Origin of the sequence: Azospirillum canadense (assembly GCF_025961225.1) — a bacterium.
Classification (GTDB): domain Bacteria; phylum Pseudomonadota; class Alphaproteobacteria; order Azospirillales; family Azospirillaceae; genus Azospirillum; species Azospirillum canadense.
Window position 1 is genome coordinate 285,001 of sequence record NZ_JAOQNG010000001.1, and the last position, 19,907, is coordinate 304,907.

The window sequence follows — 19,907 nt, forward strand, 5'->3', positions numbered from 1 at the left end:
CATGCTGTAGAGGGGTTCCAGGAAACAGCCCCACCGTATAGACCGTACCCGAAACCGACACAGGTGGACTGGTAGAGCATACCCAGGCGCTTGAGAGAATGGTGTTGAAGGAACTCGGCAAATTGCCCTCGTAACTTCGGAAGAAGAGGGCCCCGTTCGTGCGCAAGCGCGGGCGGGGGGCACAGACCAGGGGGTAGCGACTGTTTACTAAAAACACAGGGCTCTGCGAAGCCACACAAGGCGACGTATAGGGTCTGACGCCTGCCCGGTGCCGGAAGGTTAAGAGGAGGGGTTCACGCTCCGAATTGAAGCCCCGGTAAACGGCGGCCGTAACTATAACGGTCCTAAGGTAGCGAAATTCCTTGTCGGGTAAGTTCCGACCTGCACGAATGGCGTAACGACTTCCCCGCTGTCTCCAACACCAACTCAGCGAAATTGAACTCTCCGTGAAGATGCGGAGTACCCGCGGTCAGACGGAAAGACCCCGTGCACCTTTACTACAGCTTTGCAGTGGTGCTAGGGATCTCATGTGTAGGATAGGTGGGAGGCTAGGAAGCCCGGGCGCCAGCTCGGGTGGAGCCATCCTTGAAATACCACCCTTGAGGTCTCTGGCATCTAACCGCAACCCGTGATCCGGGTTCGGGACCCTGCATGGCGGGTAGTTTGACTGGGGCGGTCGCCTCCCAAAGTGTAACGGAGGCGCGCGATGGTTGGCTCAGAGCGGTCGGAAATCGCTCGACGAGTGCAATGGCATAAGCCAGCCTGACTGCAAGACCGACAAGTCGAGCAGAGACGAAAGTCGGCCATAGTGATCCGGTGGTCCCACGTGGACGGGCCATCGCTCAACGGATAAAAGGTACGCCGGGGATAACAGGCTGATGACTCCCAAGAGTCCATATCGACGGAGTCGTTTGGCACCTCGATGTCGGCTCATCACATCCTGGGGCTGGAGCAGGTCCCAAGGGTTCGGCTGTTCGCCGATTAAAGTGGTACGTGAGCTGGGTTTAGAACGTCGTGAGACAGTTCGGTCCCTATCTGCCGTGGGTGTCGGAGTTTTGCGAGGATCTGTCCCTAGTACGAGAGGACCGGGATGGACATACCTCTGGTGGACCGGTTGTGACGCCAGTCGCATCGCCGGGTGGCTAAGTATGGACGGGATAACCGCTGAAAGCATCTAAGCGGGAAACCCACCTCTAAACCAGAACTCCCTTGAGAGCCGTGACAGACCATCACGTCGATAGGAGGCATGTGGACGGGCGGCAACGCCCGAAGCTGAGCCTTACTAATCGCTCGATCGGCTTGATCCCATCGCCGCCGCGCCACGCGCAGCGGCCAGCCCACACACAAAACACCCAACTCCGCCGCAAGAAGCAAACGTCCTCAACGATCAAACAAGCCCGTCCGGTTGGATGGCTCGCGTGTGCCTTGGTGACCTGGTGGTCATGGCGAGGCTCCCAACACCCGATCCCATTCCGAACTCGGCCGTGAAACGCCTCAGCGCCGATGGTACTGCGTCTCAAGACGTGGGAGAGTAGGTCGCCGCCAGGTCACCACGGCACACGCCAAGCCAACCCGCCCGGACAGGCCGACCAGTACACCGTCACTTGCACCCGTCCTCACAGCGTCCCGACCCACACCCGCGGGGTGGAGCAGCCCGGTAGCTCGTCAGGCTCATAACCTGAAGGTCGCAGGTTCAAATCCTGCCCCCGCAACCAAATCGTGACTGTCCGGCAAGGCCGGCCCTGGAAACAGGGCCGGCCTTTCGTGTTTCGGAGCACAGCCGCCAGGGCCTTCTATGATCGCCAGACCGGCGGTTCGGCGCCGATCGCCACTGGGCGACGATCGCGTCGCTGGTGGACACCTGCAAGTTCAACGGCGTTCGATCCGCGGGCGTGGTTCGCCGACGCGCTGACCAGGCTCGCCACTGGCCACCTGATCACCGACCTCGCTGAGTCTCTGCCCGGCAGGCGGAACCCGCCGTAGCCTGAGAACATCGCTTACACAGCAGTCAGGCTTGGGCGAACAGATCGTCGGTGCCCGGGGCTTCTGGCGTCTCGTCTGCGTTGGGATCGCCAAGCGCGGTTTCCCAGCCCAGCGCGGGCAGGGCGATGCTGCGGGTGTTGCCGAGGCCGCCGCGCGTCGCGATGAAGCCGCGCTGCTCCATGTAGGTCAGCAAGCGCCGCGCACGGCCACGCGAGCGGCTGCCGCAGGCGCGGGCGACGTCGGCGTCGGACGGGCAGGGCAGGTGGTCCAGCGCGGCGCGGGCCAGCAGCAGGAAGACGACCTGGATGTCCTCCGGCAGGGTGCCCGCCACCTGGGTCGCCTTCTCCCAGGCGGGGTTCTCCTCCGTGCCCTGGCCGGCCCCGGCGCGGGCGGCGGCGAGCTTGCGGCGGAAGGCCGGCAATTCCAACAATTCGCCCCGCACGTCGCGGCCGCGGCAGCGCACCAGGAAATCCTGGTAGAGCACGGCGATGGAGCGGTAGGGCGCCTCCGGATCAGCCAAGACCTCGCGCAGCACCTCCTCATAGGCGGCCTGTCGTTCGGCGGCCTGCTCCGGCGTTTCCGGCTCCTCGACGAGCGGTGCGATAGAGGGCTCGTCGGAGGCGGGGGGCTCCACGAAGGGGCGCGGGCGGGAGAGCTGGGCCAGCAGGTCGGCGCTCGCCGAGGTCGAGGGGCGGCGCATGGGCAGGCGCGGCGGCTCCGGCTCGCCGGGCTTGAAGATCAGCTCACGCGCGTCCTCCAGCGGGGTGTCGGGGAGCGGCATCAGCTTCGGGCTGCCGGCGCGGCCCTGCGTCTCCACCGCACCGATGCGCAGCGGCAGCGGGCGGCGCGACATGGCGGGGCCGAGCGCGATGAAGTGCCCGCGCTCCAGGTCGCGGAACATCTCCGCCGTCCGGCGCTCCATGCCCAGCAGGTCGGCCGCCCGCGCCATGTCGATGTCGAGGAAGGTGCGGCCCATCAGGAAGTTCGACGCCTCCGCCGCCACGTTCTTGGCGAGCTTGGCCAAGCGCTGGGTTGCGATCACGCCGGCCAGGCCGCGCTTGCGGCCGCGGCACATCAGGTTGGTCATGGCGCCGAGCGAGACCTTGCGCGCCTCGTCCGACACCTCGCCGGCGGCCGACGGGGCGAACAGCTGCGCCTCGTCCACCACCACAAGCATCGGGTACCAGTGGTCGCGGTCGGCGTCGAACAGCCCGCCGAGGAAGGCGGCCGCAAAGCGCATCTGCATCTCCGCGTCCAGCCCTTCCAGGTTCAGGACGACGGAGACGCGGTGCTGGCGCACGCGGGCGGCGACGCTCTGGAGTGCGGCCTCCGTGTGCTCGTCGGCGTCGACGACGATGTGGCCGAAGCGCTCGGCCAGAGTCACGAAGTCGCCCTCCGGGTCGATGATCGCCTGCTGGACCCAGCGGGCGCTCTGCTCGACCAAGCGGCGCAGCAAGTGCGACTTGCCGGAGCCGGAGTTGCCCTGGACCAGGAGGCGAGTCGCCAGCAACTCCTCAAGGTCGAGCATCGCGGGCGCTCCCGCCGCCCCCGCCGTCATGGTCGTCCCCATGTCGATGCCGACCTTCATGCCCCGCTGACCTCCGTTCCGGTGAAGCGCCCTCCTATACCGCAAACGGAGGGGGCGGAGCGAAGGGCATTTTGGATCCGTGAAAAAACCAAAGTAAAAAAGAGCGATGTCACGAAACCGAAAAGATCATTCGGTATAATTGAGCCGCATCGGCGTCCCAAGCCGCAGTCCGTGGTTGATGATCCCATGACCGTCATGTCTGTTCAGGAGAGAAGGGCGGCGCGCGCCATCCCGCCGGGATGCGCGCCGGGACCGGTGCTGCCGTCGGACTGGAGCCGGGTGCTGGACAGGCTGGACTACGCCTTCCAGCCCATCGTCCAGATGCGCTCCGGCCGATGCCACGGGATGGAGGCGCTGCTGCGCGGGGTGGACCGCACCCCCTTCGCCGACCCGCACGAGCTGCTGGACGCCGCCTGCGTCCAGGGCGTGCTGGCGGAGGTGGAGTGCGCGCTGCACGTCAAGGCGGTGGAGGCTTTTTGCGCGTTGGACGGCTGGCCGGCCGCGACGCTGTTCCTGAACATCGACTCGCGCGTCGTCGGTACTCCGGGCTCCCCCTGGCTCGGCCTGCCGGTCGACCGGCGGCTGAACGTCAGCCTGGAAATCTCCGAACGGCGGGAGCTGCGGCCGGACTCGACCATCGAGCAGGCCATTGAGCGCTACCGGCACGCCGGCGTCGGCGTGGCGCTGGACGACTTCGGGGTGGGCTATGCCGGGCTGCGGCTGCTGTACGAGTCGAAGCCCGACTATGTGAAGATCGACCGCTACTTCGTCGCCGGCATCGACCAGGACACGCGCAAGCGCGCCATCGCCACCGCGCTGGTCAGCTACGCCCACGCGCTCGGCATCCTGATCATCGCCGAGGGGGTGGAGACGGAGAAGGAATTCTACACCTGCCGCGACCTCGGCTGCGACTTCGCGCAGGGTTACCTGATCGCGCGGCCCGCCCTGGGCTTGCGCGCGATCCCGGAGCGCTACGACCTGATCGAGGACTTGAACCGCAAGGACCGCCGCAAGCCGAGCGACGCGCACCTGCGCCTGTCGGAGGTGATCGAGCGGCAGCCGCCGCTGCCCGTGACCTCGCCGAAGACGGAGCTTCTGGAGTATTTCCGCGGCAACAACAGCCCGACCATCGCCCCCATCGTGGACAACCAGAGCCGCCCGCTGGGCCTGATCCGGGAGCGGGATCTGAAGCGCTATGTCTATTCCCGCTTCGGCGGGGAGCTGCTGCGCAACAAGGGGCTGGGCGACACGTTGATGGAACTGGTGGTCAAGAGCCCGGTCTGCGACATCTCCACCCCGCTCGACCAGGTGATCGGGGCCTTCTCGGCGGAGGAGGCGACGGACGGGATCATCATCGTCGAGGGCGGGGAGTATGTGGGCTTCCTGTCCAGCGGCGCGCTGATCCGGTTGGTGCACGAGCGCAACCTCGCCATGGCGGCGGACCAGAACCCGCTGACCCGCCTGCCCGGCAATGCCGCGATCGTCCGCCACATCGAGCAGGCGCTGGAGGACCAGGGGCGGCGGCACATCCTGGCCTACCTGGACTTCGACAACTTCAAGCCCTTCAACGACACCTTCGGCTTTCGCCAGGGCGACCGGGCCATCCTGATGTTCGCCGAGCGGCTGAAGGCCTGGGCCTCCTGCAACGGCGGCTTCGCCGGCCACATCGGCGGCGACGACTTCTTCGTCGCGGTCAGCGGAACCGGGGAGGAGGAAGCGCTGGCGCATGTGGCGGAGCTGGTGGCCGTCTTCCGCTCCGACGCGGAGAGCCTGTACGACCCCGCGGCGCGGGAGGCCGGCAGCTTCCTGGCGAAGGACCGCTATGGGGCGATGCGGGAATTCCCGCTGCTGTCGGCCAGCGGCGTCGCGGTGGTGGTGGAACCGGGCGCCCAGCGGCTGACGCCGGACGCCATCAACGCGGCGATCGCTGAGAGCAAGGCGTTGGCGAAGGGGCGTGAGGACAAGGTGTTCGTGGTGCGGTTGGGGTAGGGGCTGTCGGGGTGGGGGTAAAACCCCGCTACCCCTTCACCTTGTGCAGCGGCTGCACGTCACCACTGTCCACCCTTGCCCGCCCAGCCTCCTCCTCCGTCAGCGGGTCGCATTCCACCATGGTGGCGAGCGAGCGGCGGGTCAGGCGCTGGTATTCCAGCGTGCCCTCGTGCTTCCAGGCGATCTCGTCGTCGCGCAATTCGCGGACGACCTTGGCGGGCAGCCCGGCGGCGAGCGTGCGCGGGGGGATGACCAGGCCGGCCTTCACGAAGGCCATGGCGGCGACGATGGCCTGCTCCCCGATCACCGCGCCGTCCATGATGACCACGTTCATGCCGACCAGCGCGCCGCGCTTCACCACGCCGCCGTGCAGGACGGCGCCGTGGCCGATGTGCCCGTCCACCTCCACCACCGCGTCGTGGCCGGGGAAGGCGTGGAGCGTGCAGTTGTCCTGCACGTTGCTGCCCTCCTCCAGCAGGATGCGGCCGAAGTCGCCGCGCAAGGACGCGCAGGGACCGACGTAGCAGCCGGGCCCGACCACCACGTCGCCGATCAGCACGGCCGAGGGGTGGACGAAGGCGGTCGGGTGGATGACGGGCACCACCCCGTCGATAGAATAGACTTTGGGGGCATAGACCTTGGGGCGGGGCAGCGTGGTCATCCTGTTCTCCGTCATGCCGCCACCGGGACGCGGGTCTGCACGACGCGGAAGCGGCCGGCCACGAAGGCGAGGTCGCAGAGTGCGGCGTTGCAGGCCGGGTTGGCGCCGGTACCGTGGAAGTCGCTGAAGGCCGCGGACTGGTTGACCAGGACGCCGCCGGTCAGGTTGACCGACAGGGCGACGCCGGCTTCCGTCAGCGTGTCCTGCACCTTGTCGATGACGGCCTCATTGGTGGAATAGAGCGCCGCGGTCAGCGCCCCCTTCTCGCGGACGAGGCGGGCTGCGCGGGCCAGGGCGTCGTCGGTGCCGTCCACCTTCACGATCATGGCGATGGGGCCGAACAGCTCCCGCCCGTAGGTGTCCTCGTCCTTGGCGTCCAGCACCAGGATCAGCGGCGTGTGGATGCGGGCGTCCGGGAACTTCGGGTGGGCGATGGAGCGGGAGTCCAGCGCCACGGTGCCGAGGCCCTGGGCGTCCTGAAGGCGCTTCAGCGTGGCGTCGGACTGGATGGCGCCCAGCACCTCCACCGCGCGCTCCGGGTCGGACAGGAACTTGTCGGTCGCGGTCGCGATGGTCTGGACGACCTGGTCGAAGTTCAGGTGCTCCCCGCCCGCCTGGATGCCGTCCTTCGGCACGAAGATCGCCTGCGGCGTCGTGCACATCTGGCCGGAATAGAGCGACAGGGCGAAGGCGAGGTTGCGCGCCATGCCCTTGGGGTCGTCGGTGGAATCGATGATGACCGTGTTGACACCGGCCTTCTCGGTGAAGACCTGGGCTTGGCGGGCGTTCTGCTCCAGCCAAGTGCCGAACTCGCTGGAACCGGTGAAGTCGATCAGCGCGACCTCCGGGCGGGTCGCCAACTCCTTGGTGATCGGCGCGTCGGGGCTGTCGGCGGCGAGTGTCACAAGATTGGGATCGAGCCCGGCCTCGGCCAGCACCTCCCGGCAGACCTCCACCGTGATGGCGAGCGGCAGGATGGCGGCGGGGTGCGGCTTCACCACGACGGCGTTGCCGGTGACGAGGCTGGCGAACAGGCCCGGGTAGCCGTTCCAGGTCGGGAAGGTGGCGCAGCCGATCATCACCGCGACGCCGCGCGGCACCACCTCGAACCGCTTGTCCATGACCAGCGGCGGGTTCTTGCCCTGCGGCTTCTCCCACCGGGCGCTGGGCACCTGGTCGGTCATGGCTTTCCAGCCGTAGGCGACGGCCTCCAGCCCGCGGTCCTGGGCGTGCGGGCCGCCGGCCTGGAAGGCCATCATGAAGGCTTGGCCCGTCGTGTGCTGAACGGCGTTGGCGATTTCGAAGCTGCGCTTGTTCAGGCGCGTCAGGATTTCCAGGCACACGCCGGCCCGCCCGTCCGGCCCGGCCTTGCGCCAGCCGGGCATGGCGGCTTTTGCCGCAGCGATCAGCGCGTCCAGGTCCGGCTTCGGGTAGGTGACGCCGAGATCAAAGCCGAAGGGCGAGCGCTCCGCCCCGACGAATCCCTTTCCCGAGGGCTGGTCGAGCGGGAACAGCTTGTTTAGCCGCGCCTTGAAGGCGGTCTCCCCGTCGGCCGCCGCCGTCTCGCCATAGGCGCGCGGGCTCGGCATCTCGGCGAAGGGCGACCAGTAGCCGCGCGCGCGCGACGCGGCGACGGCCTGGTCCAGGGTCGCGCGGTGGCGCCCGTACAGCTCATGCGGGGACAGGGGGTTCGCGGTCATGGCGGGCGTCTCCTTCCTCGTTTTGCGGCTGTTCGTTTTCGTTGCGATCGGGCCTGCGCCAGCCGACGATCGGGATCTCAGCCATCCCCGAACCTTACATCAGCGTTCCGACGTCGTGATACCGGATTTCGGAGTATGGCTCTTGATCTGTATCCCTTTCCCGCCACACGGTTTCGGTCCAGGCGGGGCGGCACCCAGCCTGGGCTTGCCTGTTTTACCGCTTGCCTCACCAACAATTCCGGTGAGATATTTCAGGAAATGGCGAACAGCCACAAAAACTGTATCACATTGATGCGACAAGAAGACCCGCAGGAAGGGACAGGCGACCGATATGGAAACGACCCGTTGCGCGGCGGACATCCGCTGATGAGTTACGCCAACATCCTGTTCGAGATGGCCGACGGCGTCGCCACGCTGACGCTCAACCGGCCCGACAAGCTCAACAGCTTCACCGGTGAGATGCACGCGGAGGTGCGCGACGCGCTGGCCCGCGTCAAGGGCGACCCGACGGTGCGCTGCCTGCTGCTGACCGGAGCCGGGCGCGGCTTCTGCGCCGGGCAGGATCTGTCCGACCGTGCCATGGAGCCGGGGGACGAGCCGCCGGACATCGGCGCCGCGCTGGAGACGAACTACAACCCGCTGGTCCGCACGCTGCGCGGGCTGGAGATGCCGGTGATCGCCGCGGTGAACGGCGTCGCCGCCGGGGCAGGGGCGAACATCGCGCTCGGCTGTGACCTCGTGCTGGCCGCGAAGTCGGCGAGCTTCATCCAGGCCTTCTGCCGGCTGGGGCTGATCCCCGACGCGGGCGGCACTTGGCTGCTGCCGCACCGGGTGGGCACGCAGCGCGCCATGGCGCTGGCCATGCTGGGCGAGAAGCTGTCCGCCGAGGAGGCGGAGCGCATCGGCCTGATCTACCGCGCGGTTGACGACGCGGAGCTGATGCCGACCGCGACGGCGCTCGCCCGGCAACTCGCCACCGCGCCGACCCGTGGGCTGGCGCTGACCAAGCGGGCCATCTACGCCGCGGCGACCAACACGATGGACGAGCAGCTGGACCTGGAGCGCGACCTCCAGCGCGAAGCGGGCCGCACGGCGGATTATCGCGAGGGCGTCACCGCCTTCCTGGAGAAGCGGGCGCCGACGTTCGAGGGCAAGTGATGCCTCCCCTCGACAGGGGGGACATCATAGCGGTCGTCGGCTGCGGCGCCATGGGGGCCGGCATCGCCCAGGTCGCGGCGGCCGCCGGGCACCGCGTCCTGATGGCCGACGCGCGCCCCGGCGCCGCCACCAAGGCGGCACAGGGCATTGGCGACGCGCTGACCAAGTTGGTCGAACGCGGCAAGATGGCGGAGGCGGAGCGCGCCGACCTCCTCGGCCGTCTCCAGCCGGTCGACGGACTGGCCGACCTCGCCACCGCCGGGCTGGTGGTGGAGGCCATCGTCGAGGAACTGGAGGCCAAGCGCGCCCTGTTCCGGGAGCTGGAGGGCATCGTGGCGCCGGACGCGATCCTCGCCACCAACACCTCCTCCCTATCCATCACCGCCATCGCCGCGCCGCTGACGCGGCCGGAGCGCGTCGCCGGGCTGCATTTCTTCAACCCCGCGCCGCTGATGGCGCTGGTGGAGGTGGTCCGCGGGCTGGCGACCGACCGCGCCGTAGCCGACACGCTGTCCGCCACCGCCGCGGCCTGGGGCAAGTGCCCGGTGCACGCCCGCTCCACCCCCGGCTTCATCGTCAACCGCGTCGCCCGGCCCTTCTACGCCGAGGGGCTGCGGGCGCTTCAGGAACAAGCGGCCGACCCGGCGACGCTCGACGCCGTGATGCGCGAGTGCGGCGGCTTCCGCATGGGGTCGTTCGAGTTGATGGACTTGATCGGCCACGACGTGAACTTCGCGGTGACCCGGTCGGTCCACGCCGCTTTCTTCGGCGACCCGCGCTACCAGCCGTCCCTGATCCAGCAGGAGTTGGTAGAGGCCGGGCGGCTGGGCCGCAAGACCGGCCGGGGCTTCTACGACCACGGCCCCGGCGCTTTGAAGCCGGCGGCGACCGACCTGCCGGACGCGCCGCGCCCGTCCCGCGTGTCGGTGGAAGGCTCCCTCGGCCCGGCGCAGGGGCTGACGCAGGCGATCCGCGATGCTGGCATCGCAGTGGAGGAACGGGACGGGGCAGGGGCGCTGCTCATCGACGGGGTGACCCTGGCCCTGACCGACGGGCGCAGCGCCACCCGGCGTGCGGCGGAGAGCGGGTGCCGGGACCTCGTTCTGTTCGACCTCGCCCACGACTACGCGACGGCGACGCGCATTGCCGTCACCGCGGCCGATGGGGCCTCGGATAGGGCCATCGCCGCCGCGACCGGGCTGTTCCAGGCGCTGGGTAAGCGCGTGTCGCGGCTGGACGACTTGCCGGGGCTGCTGGTCATGCGCACCGTCGCCATGCTGGCGAACGAGGCCGCGGACGCCGTGCTGCACGGGGTGGCGAGCGCCGCCGACATCGACACGGCGATGACCAAGGGGGTGAACTACCCCACTGGGCCGCTCGCCTGGGCGGAGGCGATCGGGCTCGACCGCGTGCTCGCGGTGCTCGACGCGCTGGCCGCCACCTACGGCGAGGACCGCTACAGGGCCTCGTCGCTGCTGCGCCGGAAAGTATGGGGAGGAACCACCTTCCATGACCGAACCAGATGACGCGCAGCGGATCGCCGAGGCAGTCGGCCGGGCGATGCTTGAACGCGATCACTGCGCCATCGCCCACGGCATCGCGCTGGTGGAGATCGCGCCGGGCTACGCCCGCATGACCATGACCGTGCGCCGGGACATGGTGAACGGCCACGACATCGGACACGGCGGCATGACCTTCACGCTGGCCGACACTGCCTTCGCCTACGCCTGCAACGCCCGCAACGAGGTCACGGTGGCGGCCGCCGGTTCCATCGTCTTCCCGGCCCCGGCAAGGCTGGGTGATGTGCTGACCGCGGAATGCCGCGAGGTGCACCGGCAAGGCCGCTCCGGCGTCTACGACACGATCGTCACCAACCAGGACGGCGTGGTGGTCGGGATCTTCCGCGGGCAGTCCTCGCGCATCCAGGGCGAGGTCGTGGCGCTGTAGCGTCGTCTATCCACGCTGGAGCCGCGCCGGTCCCACGCCTACATACTTGCAAGGGAAATCATCGGAAGGGCCAACAAAAGCAACGAGCCGGCCCCGCACCCCAAAAAGGGAGGAGACGCCATGTTGATGATGAAAAAGCCCCCCGCGCACGAACTCGACCATTACGAGACGGCGAGCCGGGACGAGATCACCGCGATGCAGGTCTCCCGGCTGCGCTGGACGCTGCGGCACGCGTACGACAACGTCGCCCATTTCCGCGACAAGTGCCAGGCGAAGGGCGTCGACCCGGACGACTTGAAGGAGCTGAAGGACCTCGCGCTGTTCCCCTTCTCGGTGAAGGACGACCTGCGCCAGACCTACCCCTTCGGCCTGTTCGCCGTGCCGATGACGGAGCTGGTGCGCCTGCACGCCTCCAGCGGCACGACCGGCAAGGCGACGGTCGTCGGCTACACCCAGGCCGACATCCAGAATTGGGCCGACCTCGTCGCGCGTTCCATCCGCGCGGCCGGCGGGCGGCGCGGCGACCGGGTGCACGTGTCCTACGGCTACGGCCTGTTCACCGGCGGCCTCGGCGCCCATTACGGGGCGGAGCGGCTGGGCTGCACCGTCATCCCCATGGGCGGCGGCCAGACGGAGCGGCAGGTGCAGCTGATCCGCGACTTCGAGCCGTCGATCATCATGGTCACCCCATCCTACATGCTGAACATCGCGGAGGAGATGGTGCGCCAGGGGCTGGACCCCCGGCAGACGGCGCTGCGCACCGGCATCTTCGGCGCCGAGCCCTGGACCAACGCCATGCGCGCGGAGATCGAGCAGACCTTCGGCATCGACGCCGTGGACATCTACGGCCTGTCGGAGATCATGGGCCCCGGCGTGGCATCGGAATGCGTGGAGACCAAGGACGGCCCGGTCATCTGGGAGGACCATTTCTACCCGGAGATCATCAACCCGGAGACGGGCGAGGTCCTGCCGGACGGCGAATACGGGGAACTGGTCTTCACCACCCTGACCAAGGAAGGCCTGCCGATGATCCGCTACCGCACGCGCGACCTGACGCGGCTGCTGCCGCCGACGGCGCGCTCCATGCGGCGCATCGACAAGATCACCGGCCGGTCCGACGACATGCTCATCATCCGCGGCGTGAACGTCTTCCCGACCCAGATCGAGGAGCTGATCTGCGGGGATACGATGTTCGCCCCGCATTACGAACTGGTCGTGTCCCGTGGTGGCCATTTGGGCGGCCACCTGGACGACCTGACCGTTCGCGTCGAGGCGGCCCAGGCCCACGCGGGCGAGGACCGCGCGCCCTTCGCCCGGCACCTCCAGCACCGCATCAAGTCGCTGATCGGCATCTCCACGGCGGTGGAGGTGGTGGACCCCGGCACCCTCGAACGCTCCCAGGGCAAGGCCAAGCGCGTGCGCGACCTGCGCCCGAAGGGGTGACCCGGCGCCCCGCCTGACCTACGATGTCCCCGGCAACGGTCGGCACGGTTGGCACGAGGGGCGTCATGACGGAGCGGGTGGTCCATCTGCGGGGCGGCGGGATCAGCGTGGCGCTTGGGGTCGGCGACGTCGTACGCCTGCTCTACTGGGGGCCGGCGCTGCCCGACGGCGTGGACGAGGCCGGGCTGCGCGGGGCGCTGCCGCCCTCCGGGCTCGACGCGCCGATGGTGCCGCCGCTGCTGCCGGTGTCCGGCTGGGGCTTCTGGGGCCAGCCGGCGCTGTCCGGCCGGCACGCGACGGGGGGCTGGGCGCCCCGGCTGCGGGTGGCCTCTGTTGACGCAAGCACCACCCGTGCCCGCATCGACCATGTGGCGGAGGACGGCTCCCTCGCCGTCGCGCTGACGCTGGACCTCGACACGGAAACCGGGGTACTGCGGGCCGACGCCGAGGTGGTCAATCGCGCCGCTGAGCCCTACCGGCTGGACTGGTGCGCCGCCCTCTGCCTGCCCCTGCCGGCGTGGCTGGAGGAAGCGCTGGTCTCCGAAGGCACCTACATCCGCGAGTTCCAGGAGCGGCGCGTCGCGCTGGGCATGGGCGTGCTGCTGCGGGAGAATCGGCGCGGCCGCACCAGCCACGACGCCTTCCCCGGCCTCGTCCTGGGGGAGCGCGGGTTCGGTGCGGCGCAGGGAACGATCTGCGGCTTCCACCTGGGCTGGAGCGGCAACCACCGCCTGTCCGTGGAGACGCGGCCGGACGGCACGCGCATCGTCCAGCTCGGCGAGCTGCTGCATCCGGGCGAGGTGGTCCTGGCGCCGGGCGAGGCCTACCGCACCCCGCCGGCCTACGCCGCGCTGGCGGAGGATGGCTTGAACGGGCTGATGGCCCGCACCCACGCCCATGTCCGCCGCCGTATCCTGCCGCGCCAGCCAATGCCGCCCCGGCCGGTGCACCTGAACATCTGGGAAGCCATCTATTTCGGGCACGAGCGCGGCGCTCTCCTCGACCTCATCGACCGGGCGGCGCGGGTGGGGGTGGAGCGCTTCGTCATCGACGACGGCTGGTTCCACGGCCGGGTAAACGAGCGCGCCGGGCTCGGCGATTGGTGGCCGGACGCCGGCAAGTACCCGGACGGCCTCGCCCCCATCGCCGATGCCGTGCGCACCCGCGGCATGGATTTCGGCCTGTGGGTGGAGCCGGAGAACGTCAACCCCGACAGCGACCTGTTCCGCGCCCATCCCGACTGGATCCTGGAACTGCCGCAGGCCGCCGACCCGGCGCGTCCGCCGGCGCCCTGGCGGCAGTATGTCCTCGACCTCGGGCGGGCGGAGGTGGCGGACTACCTGTTCGAGAAGATCGACGCGCTGCTGCGGCCGGGCGCCATCGCCTACCTGAAATGGGACATGAACCGCGACATCGCCCCGGCGGCGGTGGGCGGGGAACCCGCCTGGGGCCGGCACGTCCGGGCGCTCTACGCGCTGATCGACCGGCTGCGCACCGCGCATCCCGACGTGGAGATCGAGACCTGCGCGTCCGGCGGCGGCCGGGCCGACTGGGGCATCCTGGAGCGGACAGAGCGCGTCTGGGCCAGCGACAGCAACGACGCGCACGACCGGTTGGCGATCCAACGCGGCTTCGGCCTGTTCTTCCCGCCGGAGGTCATGGGCGCCCATGTCGGGCGGGAGCGCTGCACCGTCACCGGCCGCCGCAACGACCTGGGCTTCCGCGCCGCGGTGGCCCTGTTCGGGCACATGGGCGTGGAGTGGGACATCCGCGCCCTGGACGACTCGGAGTTGGCCGACCTCGCCGCCTGGATCGCGCTGCACAAGCGCCACCGCGCCCTGCTGCATGGTGGGCGGTCGGTGCGGCTGGACCTGGACGGGGTGGAGTCCACCGGGCACGGCGTGGTGTCAGAGGATCGCCGGAACGCGCTTTTCCTCGTCGCGCGGCTGGTCACCAAGCCGGTGCCGATCGTGACGCGTCTGCCGGGCCTCGACCCGGAAGGGACCTACGTGCTTCGCGTGCCGGAGCCCGTGCCGGAGGGCGCGCTGCCCTGGGGCCGGGAAAGCCCGCCGCTCGGCGGGCGGATGCTGGGGTTTGCCGGCGTGCGCGTCGCGCTCGGCCGCCCGGACACGGCGGTGGTTTTCGAGGTGGAGCGGGTGGGGTAGGGGTGGTGGACAGTGGTCGCACTGGGCCCCCACCCTAACCCTCCCCCACCTTCGGCGAGGGAGGGGACTGCCGCCGCTCAACCCTTAAAGCCCTCCCCCGCGAAGTGGGGGAGGGTTGGGTGGGGGCTCAACGCGACAACTTGCAAGGCCTCCTCACCCCGCCTGCACGCTGTTGTCCTTGCGCCGCGACAGCTGCAACTGCCCCTCCAGGCATTTCACGTAGGTGGTCTTGCCCATCTTCAGGTTGTCGCAGACGGTGACCAGCGCCCGCGGGATCGCCGCGAACTCCTTGGAGCCGCGCGACTGCGTGTTGTAGGCGGCGAGGTGCTGGCGCAAGGCCTCCTTCGACACCGGCTTTCCGTCGTTCCCGATCATGATGCTCCCCGCGCGTGGTGTTCGCGCCCGACGCTACGCGCAAGGGGCTGGGTACTCAACCGTCCTTCCGTTCCTCGGGGGCGTGCTTTGGCGTCCCGCCGTCGCCGGTCCAGTCGTCGGTGATGTATTTCTGCGCGTCGCTGATCTTCTCCACCTCGTCGCGGCTCGGCGGCTTGGGAACGTGCGCTTGGCCGTTTTCGTGGTCCTGGTCCATGACAATCCTCCGTTGCTCCACGAGTGATCTGGACGGACGGATGGCCCCGGCAAGCCCCGTATGACCCACCGCCGCTTGACAGACCGTCCCGTGCCGCCGGATCATCGCTGCGGTTAATGCCAAGGATTCCAAAGAGAATTCGATCCGTCTGGGCTCTCGCAGGGAGTATGGAGACCATGAATCCGTTTGCTCGCCGCCTCGTCGGCGCGGCCATCATTGCCCTTGGTGCTGCAGCCGTTGCCGGCGCCGGCCCGGTCCTGGCGGACACGCCGAAGGACACCTTCGTGATGGCTTGGCAGTTCGACGACATCGTGACGCTCGACCCCGGCGAAATCTTCGAGCTGTCGGGCGCCGAATACGGCTCGCAGGTGTACGACCGGCTGGTCACCTACGACGTCAACGACGTCAGCAAGATCAACGGCCATGTGGCCGAAAGCTGGACCGTCTCCGACGACGGCAAGACCTTCACCTTCAAGATCCGCGACGGCATCAAGTTCCATTCCGGCAACCCGCTGACGGCCGAGGACGTGGCCTACTCGTTCCAGCGCGCCGTCAAGATGAACAAGGGCCCGGCCTTCATCCTGACCCAGTTCGGCCTGACGCCGGAGAACGTCGACCAGAAGGTGCGCGCCACCGATCCGCGCACCCTGGTGTTCGAGACCGACAAGGCCTACGCGCCGACCTTCGTGCTCTATTGCATGACCGCCGACGTCACCTCCGTCGTCGACGCCAAGCTGGTCAAGAGCAAGGAGGTCAACGGCGACTTCGGCAACGCCTGGCTGAAGACCAACTCCGCCGGCTCCGGTCCCTTCGTCCTGAAGCAGTGGAAGGCGAGCGAGTTGCTGTCCTTCGACGCCAATCCTCATTACTGGGGCGGCGCGCCCACGGTGAAGCGCGTCCTGGTCCGCCACATCGCGGAGCCGGCGACCCAGCGCCTGCTGTTGGAGAAGGGCGACGTCGACGTGGCCCGCAACCTGAAGCCGGAGCAGTTCGAACCGCTGCGCGGCAACGACAAGATCCGCATCGTCCAGTCGCCCAAGGGCACGCTCTACTACTTCGGCCTGAACCAGAAGAACGAGATCCTGGCCAAGCCCGAGGTGCGCAAGGCCATGAAGTACCTCGTCGACTACGACGGCATGGCCAAGACCATCATGAACGGTTTGGGCACCGTCCATCAGGCCTTCCTGCCCAAGGGCTTCCTGGGGGCGGTCAACGACAACCCCTACAAGTACGACCCGGCCAAGGCGAAGGAGCTGCTGAAACAGGCGGGCTATCCCGACGGTTTCAGCATCACCATGGACGTGCGCAACACCTCGCCCAGCATGGACATGGCCCAGGCCATCCAGGGCAGCGCCGCGGCGGGCGGTGTGAAGATCAACCTGCTGCCGGCCGACGGCAAGCAGGTCGTCACCAAGTACCGCGCCCGCAACCACGACATGCTGCTGTACCAGTGGGGTGCCGACTACCAGGACCCGCACACCAACGCCGACACCTTCGCGGCCAACCCGGACAACGCCGACAACGCCAAGGCCAAGCCGCTGACCTGGCGCAACGCCTGGGACATCCCGGACCTGACCAAGAAGACCGAGGCCGCCGTGCAGGAGCGCGACACCGCCAAGCGCGCCGCCATGTACGAGGAGCTTCAGCGCACGGTGCTGGACGAATCGCCCTTCGTGATCATGTTCCAGCAGACCGAGGTGATCGCGGAGCGCAGCAACGTCAGCGGCCTCGTCTGGGGCCCGAGCTTCGACGCGAACTACTACTGGAAGGTCAGCAAAAAGTAGGCGGGCGTTCTTCTTCCCCTCTCCCGCACTTAAAGACCCTCTCCCCGGAGGGGAGAGGGTCTTTCGCTTTTGCATCAGGGTGAAGCTTGGCCGCGATTTTGAAACGTCCGGGGGTGCCGGGACGGCGCCATGTGGTGCGGGGGGCGAGTCTGCTCGCCTCCGTCGCGCTGACCTTTCTCGGGCTGCTGCTCGTCACCTTCCTGATCGGGCGGGTGGTGCCCATCGACCCGGTGATCGCCGTGGTCGGCGACCGCGTGTCCGCCGACACCTACGCCCGCGTCCGGCAGGAGCTGGGGCTGGACCTGCCGCTGTGGCAGCAGTTCCTGCGCTACGTCGGCGACGTGCTGCGCGGCGACTTCGGCACCTCGGTCCTGACCTCCCGCCCGGTGCTGGAGGATGTGCTGCGCGTCTTCCCGGCGACGCTGGAGCTGGCGACCGCCGCCGTGGTCATCGGCGTGGTGCTGGGCGTGCCGGCCGGCGTGATGGCCGCGGTGAAGCGCGGGCGCTGGCAGGACCAGCTGATCCGCGTGGTCGGGCTGATCGGCTATTCGGTGCCGGTCTTCTGGCTGGGGCTGATGGTCCTGCTGGTCTTCTACGCCCGGCTGGAGATCGCGCCGGGGCCGGGGCGGATCGACGTCTTCTACGAGGGCGTGGTCGACCCGGTCACCGGCATCATCACCGTGGATGCCCTGCTGGCCGGCGAGACCGACGTGTTCTGGAACGCGCTGTACCACCTGATGCTGCCGGCGTCGGTGCTCGGCCTGTTCAGCGTCGCCTACATCGCGCGCATGACGCGCAGCTTCATGCTGGACCAGCTGCGCCAGGAATACATCACCACCGCCCGCGTGAAGGGTCTGTCGGAGACGCGGGTGGTCTGGCGCCACGCGCTGGGCAACATCGCGATTCCGCTGACCACGGTGGTGGCGCTGTCCTACGCCGGCCTGCTGGAGGGATCGGTGCTGACCGAGACGGTCTTCGCTTGGCCGGGGCTGGGGCTCTACATCACCAACTCGCTGCTCAGCGCCGACATGAACGCGGTGCTGGGGGGCACGCTGGTGGTGGGCGCCGTCTTCATCGGCCTGAACCTGCTGTCCGACCTGCTGTACCGCCTTTTGGATCCGAGGGCCCGATGAGCGTCCAGACGCAAAACTCCGCGGCCCGCACGGGCGGGCTCCGCGCCTGGCTGACGACGGAGACGCCGCAGTCCCGCACCCAGGCGAAGCTGGGGCGGATCTACCTCGGCTGGCTGACCTTCACGCGCAACACGCTGGCGGTGGTCGGGCTGGGCATCATGCTGCTGCTGGTGGCAATGGCGGTGCTGGCGCCGCTGCTCACCCCCTACGACCCGCTCGCGCAGGATCTCGGGCAGCGGCTGCTGCCGCCGAGCGGCGCGCACTGGCTGGGCACCGACGCCTTCGGGCGGGACATCCTGTCGCGCATCCTCTACGGGTCGCGCCTGACGCTGATGATCGTGCTGCTGGTCGCGGTGACGGCGCCGGTGGCCGGGCTGCTGATCGGCACCGTCGCCGGCTATCTCGGCGGCTGGGTCGACACGGTGCTGATGCGCGTCACCGACATCTTCCTGGCCTTTCCGAAGCTGATCCTGGCGCTGGCCTTCGTCTCGGCGCTGGGGCCGGGGATCGAGAACGCGATCATCGCCATCGCCATCACCTCCTGGCCGCCCTACACCCGCATCGCGCGGGCCGAAACGATCACCATCCGCAAGAGCGACTTCATCAGCGCCGTGCGGCTGCAGGGGGCGTCGAAGGCGCGGATCATCCTGGGCCATGTGGTGCCGCTGTGCTCCTCCTCGCTGATCGTGCGGGTGACGCTGGACATGGCGGGCATCATCCTGACGGCGGCGGGGCTGGGCTTCCTCGGCCTCGGCGCGCAGCCGCCGGCGCCGGAATGGGGCGCCATGATCGCCACCGGCCGCCAGTATGTGCTGGAGCAGTGGTGGGTCGCCACCATGCCCGGCATCGCCATCTTCGTGGTCAGCCTGGGCTTCAACCTGCTGGGCGACGGCCTGCGCGACGTTCTGGATCCCAAGGGATGACAAGCGAGAACCCCCTCCTGGAGGTCGAGAACCTCCGCATTTCGTTCCCGACCCGCACGGGCGTGACGCAGGCGGTGCGCGGCGTTTCCTTCACCGTGGGGCGGGAAAAGCTGGGCATCGTCGGCGAGTCGGGCTCTGGCAAGTCGATGACCGGGCGGGCCATCCTGCGGCTGGTCCCGTCGCCCGGCATTGTCACCGCCGACAAGCTCGCCTTCCAGGGTGAGGACCTGCTGACCGCGCCGGAGAAGCGGCTGCGCGACATCCGCGGCCGGCGCATCTCCATGGTCATGCAGGACCCGAAATTCTCGCTCAACCCGGTGATGACCATCGGCGCCCAGATCGCCGAGGCCTACCGCGTGCATTCGAAGGCCGGCAAGGCGGAGGCGAAGCAGCGCACGCTGGAGATGCTGGAAGCCGTGCGCATCCGCAACCCGGAGCGCGTCTACGGCCTCTACCCGCACGAGGTGTCGGGCGGCATGGGCCAGCGCATCATGATCGCCATGATGCTGATCCCCAACCCCGACCTGCTGATCGCCGACGAGCCGACCTCCGCGCTCGACGTGACGGTGCAGATGCAGGTGCTGGCGATCATGGACGAGCTGTGTTCAAAGCGCGGCATGGGCATGATCTTCGTCAGCCACGACCTGAACCTCGTGGCGTCCTTCTGCGACCGCATCCTGATTATGTACGCCGGCCGCGTGGTGGAGACCTGCCGCGCGTCGGAACTCCACGCGGCCAAGCACCCCTACACCCGCGGCCTGCTCGACAGCCTGCCGCGCCTGGACGACACGCGGGCGGAGCTGCCGGTGCTCGCCCGCGATCCCGCCTGGTTGGAGGGCTGACC

15 protein-coding genes, 1 tRNA gene and 2 rRNA genes (1 of these 18 running past the window's edge) are annotated in these 19,907 nt (G+C 68.7%); 13 read left to right on the forward strand and 5 right to left on the reverse strand.

Annotated features, from left to right (window positions below):
* The 3 genes from M2351_RS01325 to M2351_RS01335 form a co-directional block, all read left to right on the forward strand.
* Positions 1 to 1,307, forward strand: a 23S ribosomal RNA gene (locus tag M2351_RS01325); it begins 1,439 nt to the left of the window's first position.
* 125 nt (positions 1,308 to 1,432) lie between these two features.
* Positions 1,433 to 1,548 (forward strand): 5S ribosomal RNA (rrf, locus tag M2351_RS01330).
* Between the two features lie 90 nt (positions 1,549 to 1,638).
* A tRNA-Met gene (locus M2351_RS01335) sits at positions 1,639 to 1,715 on the forward strand.
* Positions 1,716 to 2,008: 293 nt separating this feature from the next.
* Here the strand turns inward: M2351_RS01335 and M2351_RS01340 are convergent.
* Positions 2,009 to 3,571 carry an ATP-binding protein gene (locus tag M2351_RS01340; protein WP_264654371.1) on the reverse strand — a complete coding sequence of 521 codons (1,563 nt, stop codon included), beginning with the start codon at positions 3,569 to 3,571 and terminating at the stop codon, positions 2,009 to 2,011.
* Between the two features lie 186 nt (positions 3,572 to 3,757).
* Here M2351_RS01340 and M2351_RS01345 point away from each other — a divergent pair, with 186 nt between their 5' ends.
* Complete coding sequence (locus M2351_RS01345) at positions 3,758 to 5,560, forward strand: GGDEF domain-containing protein (RefSeq protein ID WP_264654372.1); 1,803 nt, start codon at positions 3,758 to 3,760, stop codon at positions 5,558 to 5,560.
* Positions 5,561 to 5,588: 28 nt separating this feature from the next.
* On the opposite strand, the gene M2351_RS01350 is transcribed toward M2351_RS01345, so the two are convergent.
* Both M2351_RS01350 and paaN read right to left on the reverse strand, forming a co-directional pair.
* Complete coding sequence (locus M2351_RS01350) at positions 5,589 to 6,221, reverse strand: transferase hexapeptide repeat family protein (protein WP_264654373.1); 633 nt, start codon at positions 6,219 to 6,221, stop codon at positions 5,589 to 5,591.
* Between the two features lie 11 nt (positions 6,222 to 6,232).
* Entirely contained in the window at positions 6,233 to 7,921 is a 1,689-nt protein-coding gene (gene paaN, locus M2351_RS01355; protein ID WP_264654374.1) for a phenylacetic acid degradation protein PaaN, read from the reverse strand.
* Positions 7,922 to 8,287: 366 nt separating this feature from the next.
* Between paaN and paaG the strand changes: the two genes are divergently transcribed.
* From paaG to M2351_RS01380, 5 genes are all read left to right on the forward strand, one after another.
* Positions 8,288 to 9,079: a 2-(1,2-epoxy-1,2-dihydrophenyl)acetyl-CoA isomerase PaaG gene (paaG, locus tag M2351_RS01360; RefSeq protein WP_264654375.1), complete on the forward strand. Its 792-nt coding sequence runs from the start codon at positions 8,288 to 8,290 to the stop codon at positions 9,077 to 9,079.
* Entirely contained in the window at positions 9,079 to 10,605 is a 1,527-nt protein-coding gene (gene paaH, locus M2351_RS01365) for a 3-hydroxyacyl-CoA dehydrogenase PaaH (protein WP_264654376.1), read from the forward strand. The genes paaG and paaH overlap by 1 nt, the downstream gene beginning before the upstream one ends.
* Positions 10,589 to 11,026 carry a hydroxyphenylacetyl-CoA thioesterase PaaI gene (gene paaI / locus M2351_RS01370; protein WP_264654377.1) on the forward strand — a complete coding sequence of 146 codons (438 nt, stop codon included), beginning with the start codon at positions 10,589 to 10,591 and terminating at the stop codon, positions 11,024 to 11,026. Before paaH ends, paaI begins: the two co-directional genes overlap by 17 nt.
* Before the next feature lie 126 nt (positions 11,027 to 11,152).
* Positions 11,153 to 12,469 (forward strand): phenylacetate--CoA ligase PaaK, encoded by a 1,317-nt coding sequence (paaK, locus tag M2351_RS01375; RefSeq protein ID WP_264654378.1) that lies wholly within the window; start codon positions 11,153 to 11,155, stop codon positions 12,467 to 12,469.
* A 65-nt stretch (positions 12,470 to 12,534) separates the two neighbouring features.
* Positions 12,535 to 14,634, forward strand: coding sequence for an alpha-galactosidase (locus M2351_RS01380; RefSeq protein ID WP_264654379.1), 2,100 nt, complete (start codon positions 12,535 to 12,537; stop codon positions 14,632 to 14,634).
* A gap of 153 nt (positions 14,635 to 14,787) precedes the next feature.
* On the opposite strand, the gene M2351_RS01385 is transcribed toward M2351_RS01380, so the two are convergent.
* Complete coding sequence (locus tag M2351_RS01385; RefSeq protein WP_209770264.1) at positions 14,788 to 15,009, reverse strand: hypothetical protein; 222 nt, start codon at positions 15,007 to 15,009, stop codon at positions 14,788 to 14,790.
* Positions 15,010 to 15,064: 55 nt separating this feature from the next.
* Positions 15,065 to 15,223, reverse strand: a complete 159-nt coding sequence (locus M2351_RS01390; protein WP_264654380.1) for a hypothetical protein — start codon at positions 15,221 to 15,223, stop codon at positions 15,065 to 15,067.
* Between the two features lie 176 nt (positions 15,224 to 15,399).
* Here M2351_RS01390 and M2351_RS01395 point away from each other — a divergent pair, with 176 nt between their 5' ends.
* The 4 genes from M2351_RS01395 to M2351_RS01410 all read left to right on the forward strand — a co-directional run bounded on the left by M2351_RS01395 (position 15,400) and on the right by M2351_RS01410 (position 19,905).
* Positions 15,400 to 17,007, forward strand: a complete 1,608-nt coding sequence (locus M2351_RS01395; RefSeq protein ID WP_264654381.1) for an ABC transporter substrate-binding protein — start codon at positions 15,400 to 15,402, stop codon at positions 17,005 to 17,007.
* Between the two features lie 134 nt (positions 17,008 to 17,141).
* On the forward strand, positions 17,142 to 18,140 hold the full coding sequence (locus M2351_RS01400) for an ABC transporter permease (protein ID WP_406567352.1): 999 nt from the start codon (positions 17,142 to 17,144) through the stop codon (positions 18,138 to 18,140).
* On the forward strand, positions 18,137 to 19,063 hold the full coding sequence (gene nikC, locus M2351_RS01405) for a nickel transporter permease (protein WP_264654382.1): 927 nt from the start codon (positions 18,137 to 18,139) through the stop codon (positions 19,061 to 19,063). The genes M2351_RS01400 and nikC overlap by 4 nt, the downstream gene beginning before the upstream one ends.
* Positions 19,060 to 19,905, forward strand: coding sequence for an ABC transporter ATP-binding protein (locus M2351_RS01410; RefSeq protein WP_264654383.1), 846 nt, complete (start codon positions 19,060 to 19,062; stop codon positions 19,903 to 19,905). The genes nikC and M2351_RS01410 overlap by 4 nt, the downstream gene beginning before the upstream one ends.
* The last annotated feature ends 2 nt before the right edge of the window (positions 19,906 to 19,907 follow it).

Coding starts and splice junctions, on each gene's coding strand:
- M2351_RS01340 (WP_264654371.1), bottom strand. CDS start 3,571: ATGAAGGTCGGCATCGACATGGGGACGACCATGACGGCGGGGGCGGCG.
- M2351_RS01345 (WP_264654372.1), top strand. CDS start 3,758: ATGACCGTCATGTCTGTTCAGGAGAGAAGGGCGGCGCGCGCCATCCCG.
- M2351_RS01350 (WP_264654373.1), bottom strand. CDS start 6,221: ATGACCACGCTGCCCCGCCCCAAGGTCTATGCCCCCAAAGTCTATTCT.
- paaN (WP_264654374.1), bottom strand. CDS start 7,921: ATGACCGCGAACCCCCTGTCCCCGCATGAGCTGTACGGGCGCCACCGC.
- paaG (WP_264654375.1), top strand. CDS start 8,288: ATGAGTTACGCCAACATCCTGTTCGAGATGGCCGACGGCGTCGCCACG.
- paaH (WP_264654376.1), top strand. CDS start 9,079: ATGCCTCCCCTCGACAGGGGGGACATCATAGCGGTCGTCGGCTGCGGC.
- paaI (WP_264654377.1), top strand. CDS start 10,589: ATGACCGAACCAGATGACGCGCAGCGGATCGCCGAGGCAGTCGGCCGG.
- paaK (WP_264654378.1), top strand. CDS start 11,153: ATGATGAAAAAGCCCCCCGCGCACGAACTCGACCATTACGAGACGGCG.
- M2351_RS01380 (WP_264654379.1), top strand. CDS start 12,535: ATGACGGAGCGGGTGGTCCATCTGCGGGGCGGCGGGATCAGCGTGGCG.
- M2351_RS01385 (WP_209770264.1), bottom strand. CDS start 15,009: ATGATCGGGAACGACGGAAAGCCGGTGTCGAAGGAGGCCTTGCGCCAG.
- M2351_RS01390 (WP_264654380.1), bottom strand. CDS start 15,223: ATGGACCAGGACCACGAAAACGGCCAAGCGCACGTTCCCAAGCCGCCG.
- M2351_RS01395 (WP_264654381.1), top strand. CDS start 15,400: ATGAATCCGTTTGCTCGCCGCCTCGTCGGCGCGGCCATCATTGCCCTT.
- nikC (WP_264654382.1), top strand. CDS start 18,137: ATGAGCGTCCAGACGCAAAACTCCGCGGCCCGCACGGGCGGGCTCCGC.
- M2351_RS01410 (WP_264654383.1), top strand. CDS start 19,060: ATGACAAGCGAGAACCCCCTCCTGGAGGTCGAGAACCTCCGCATTTCG.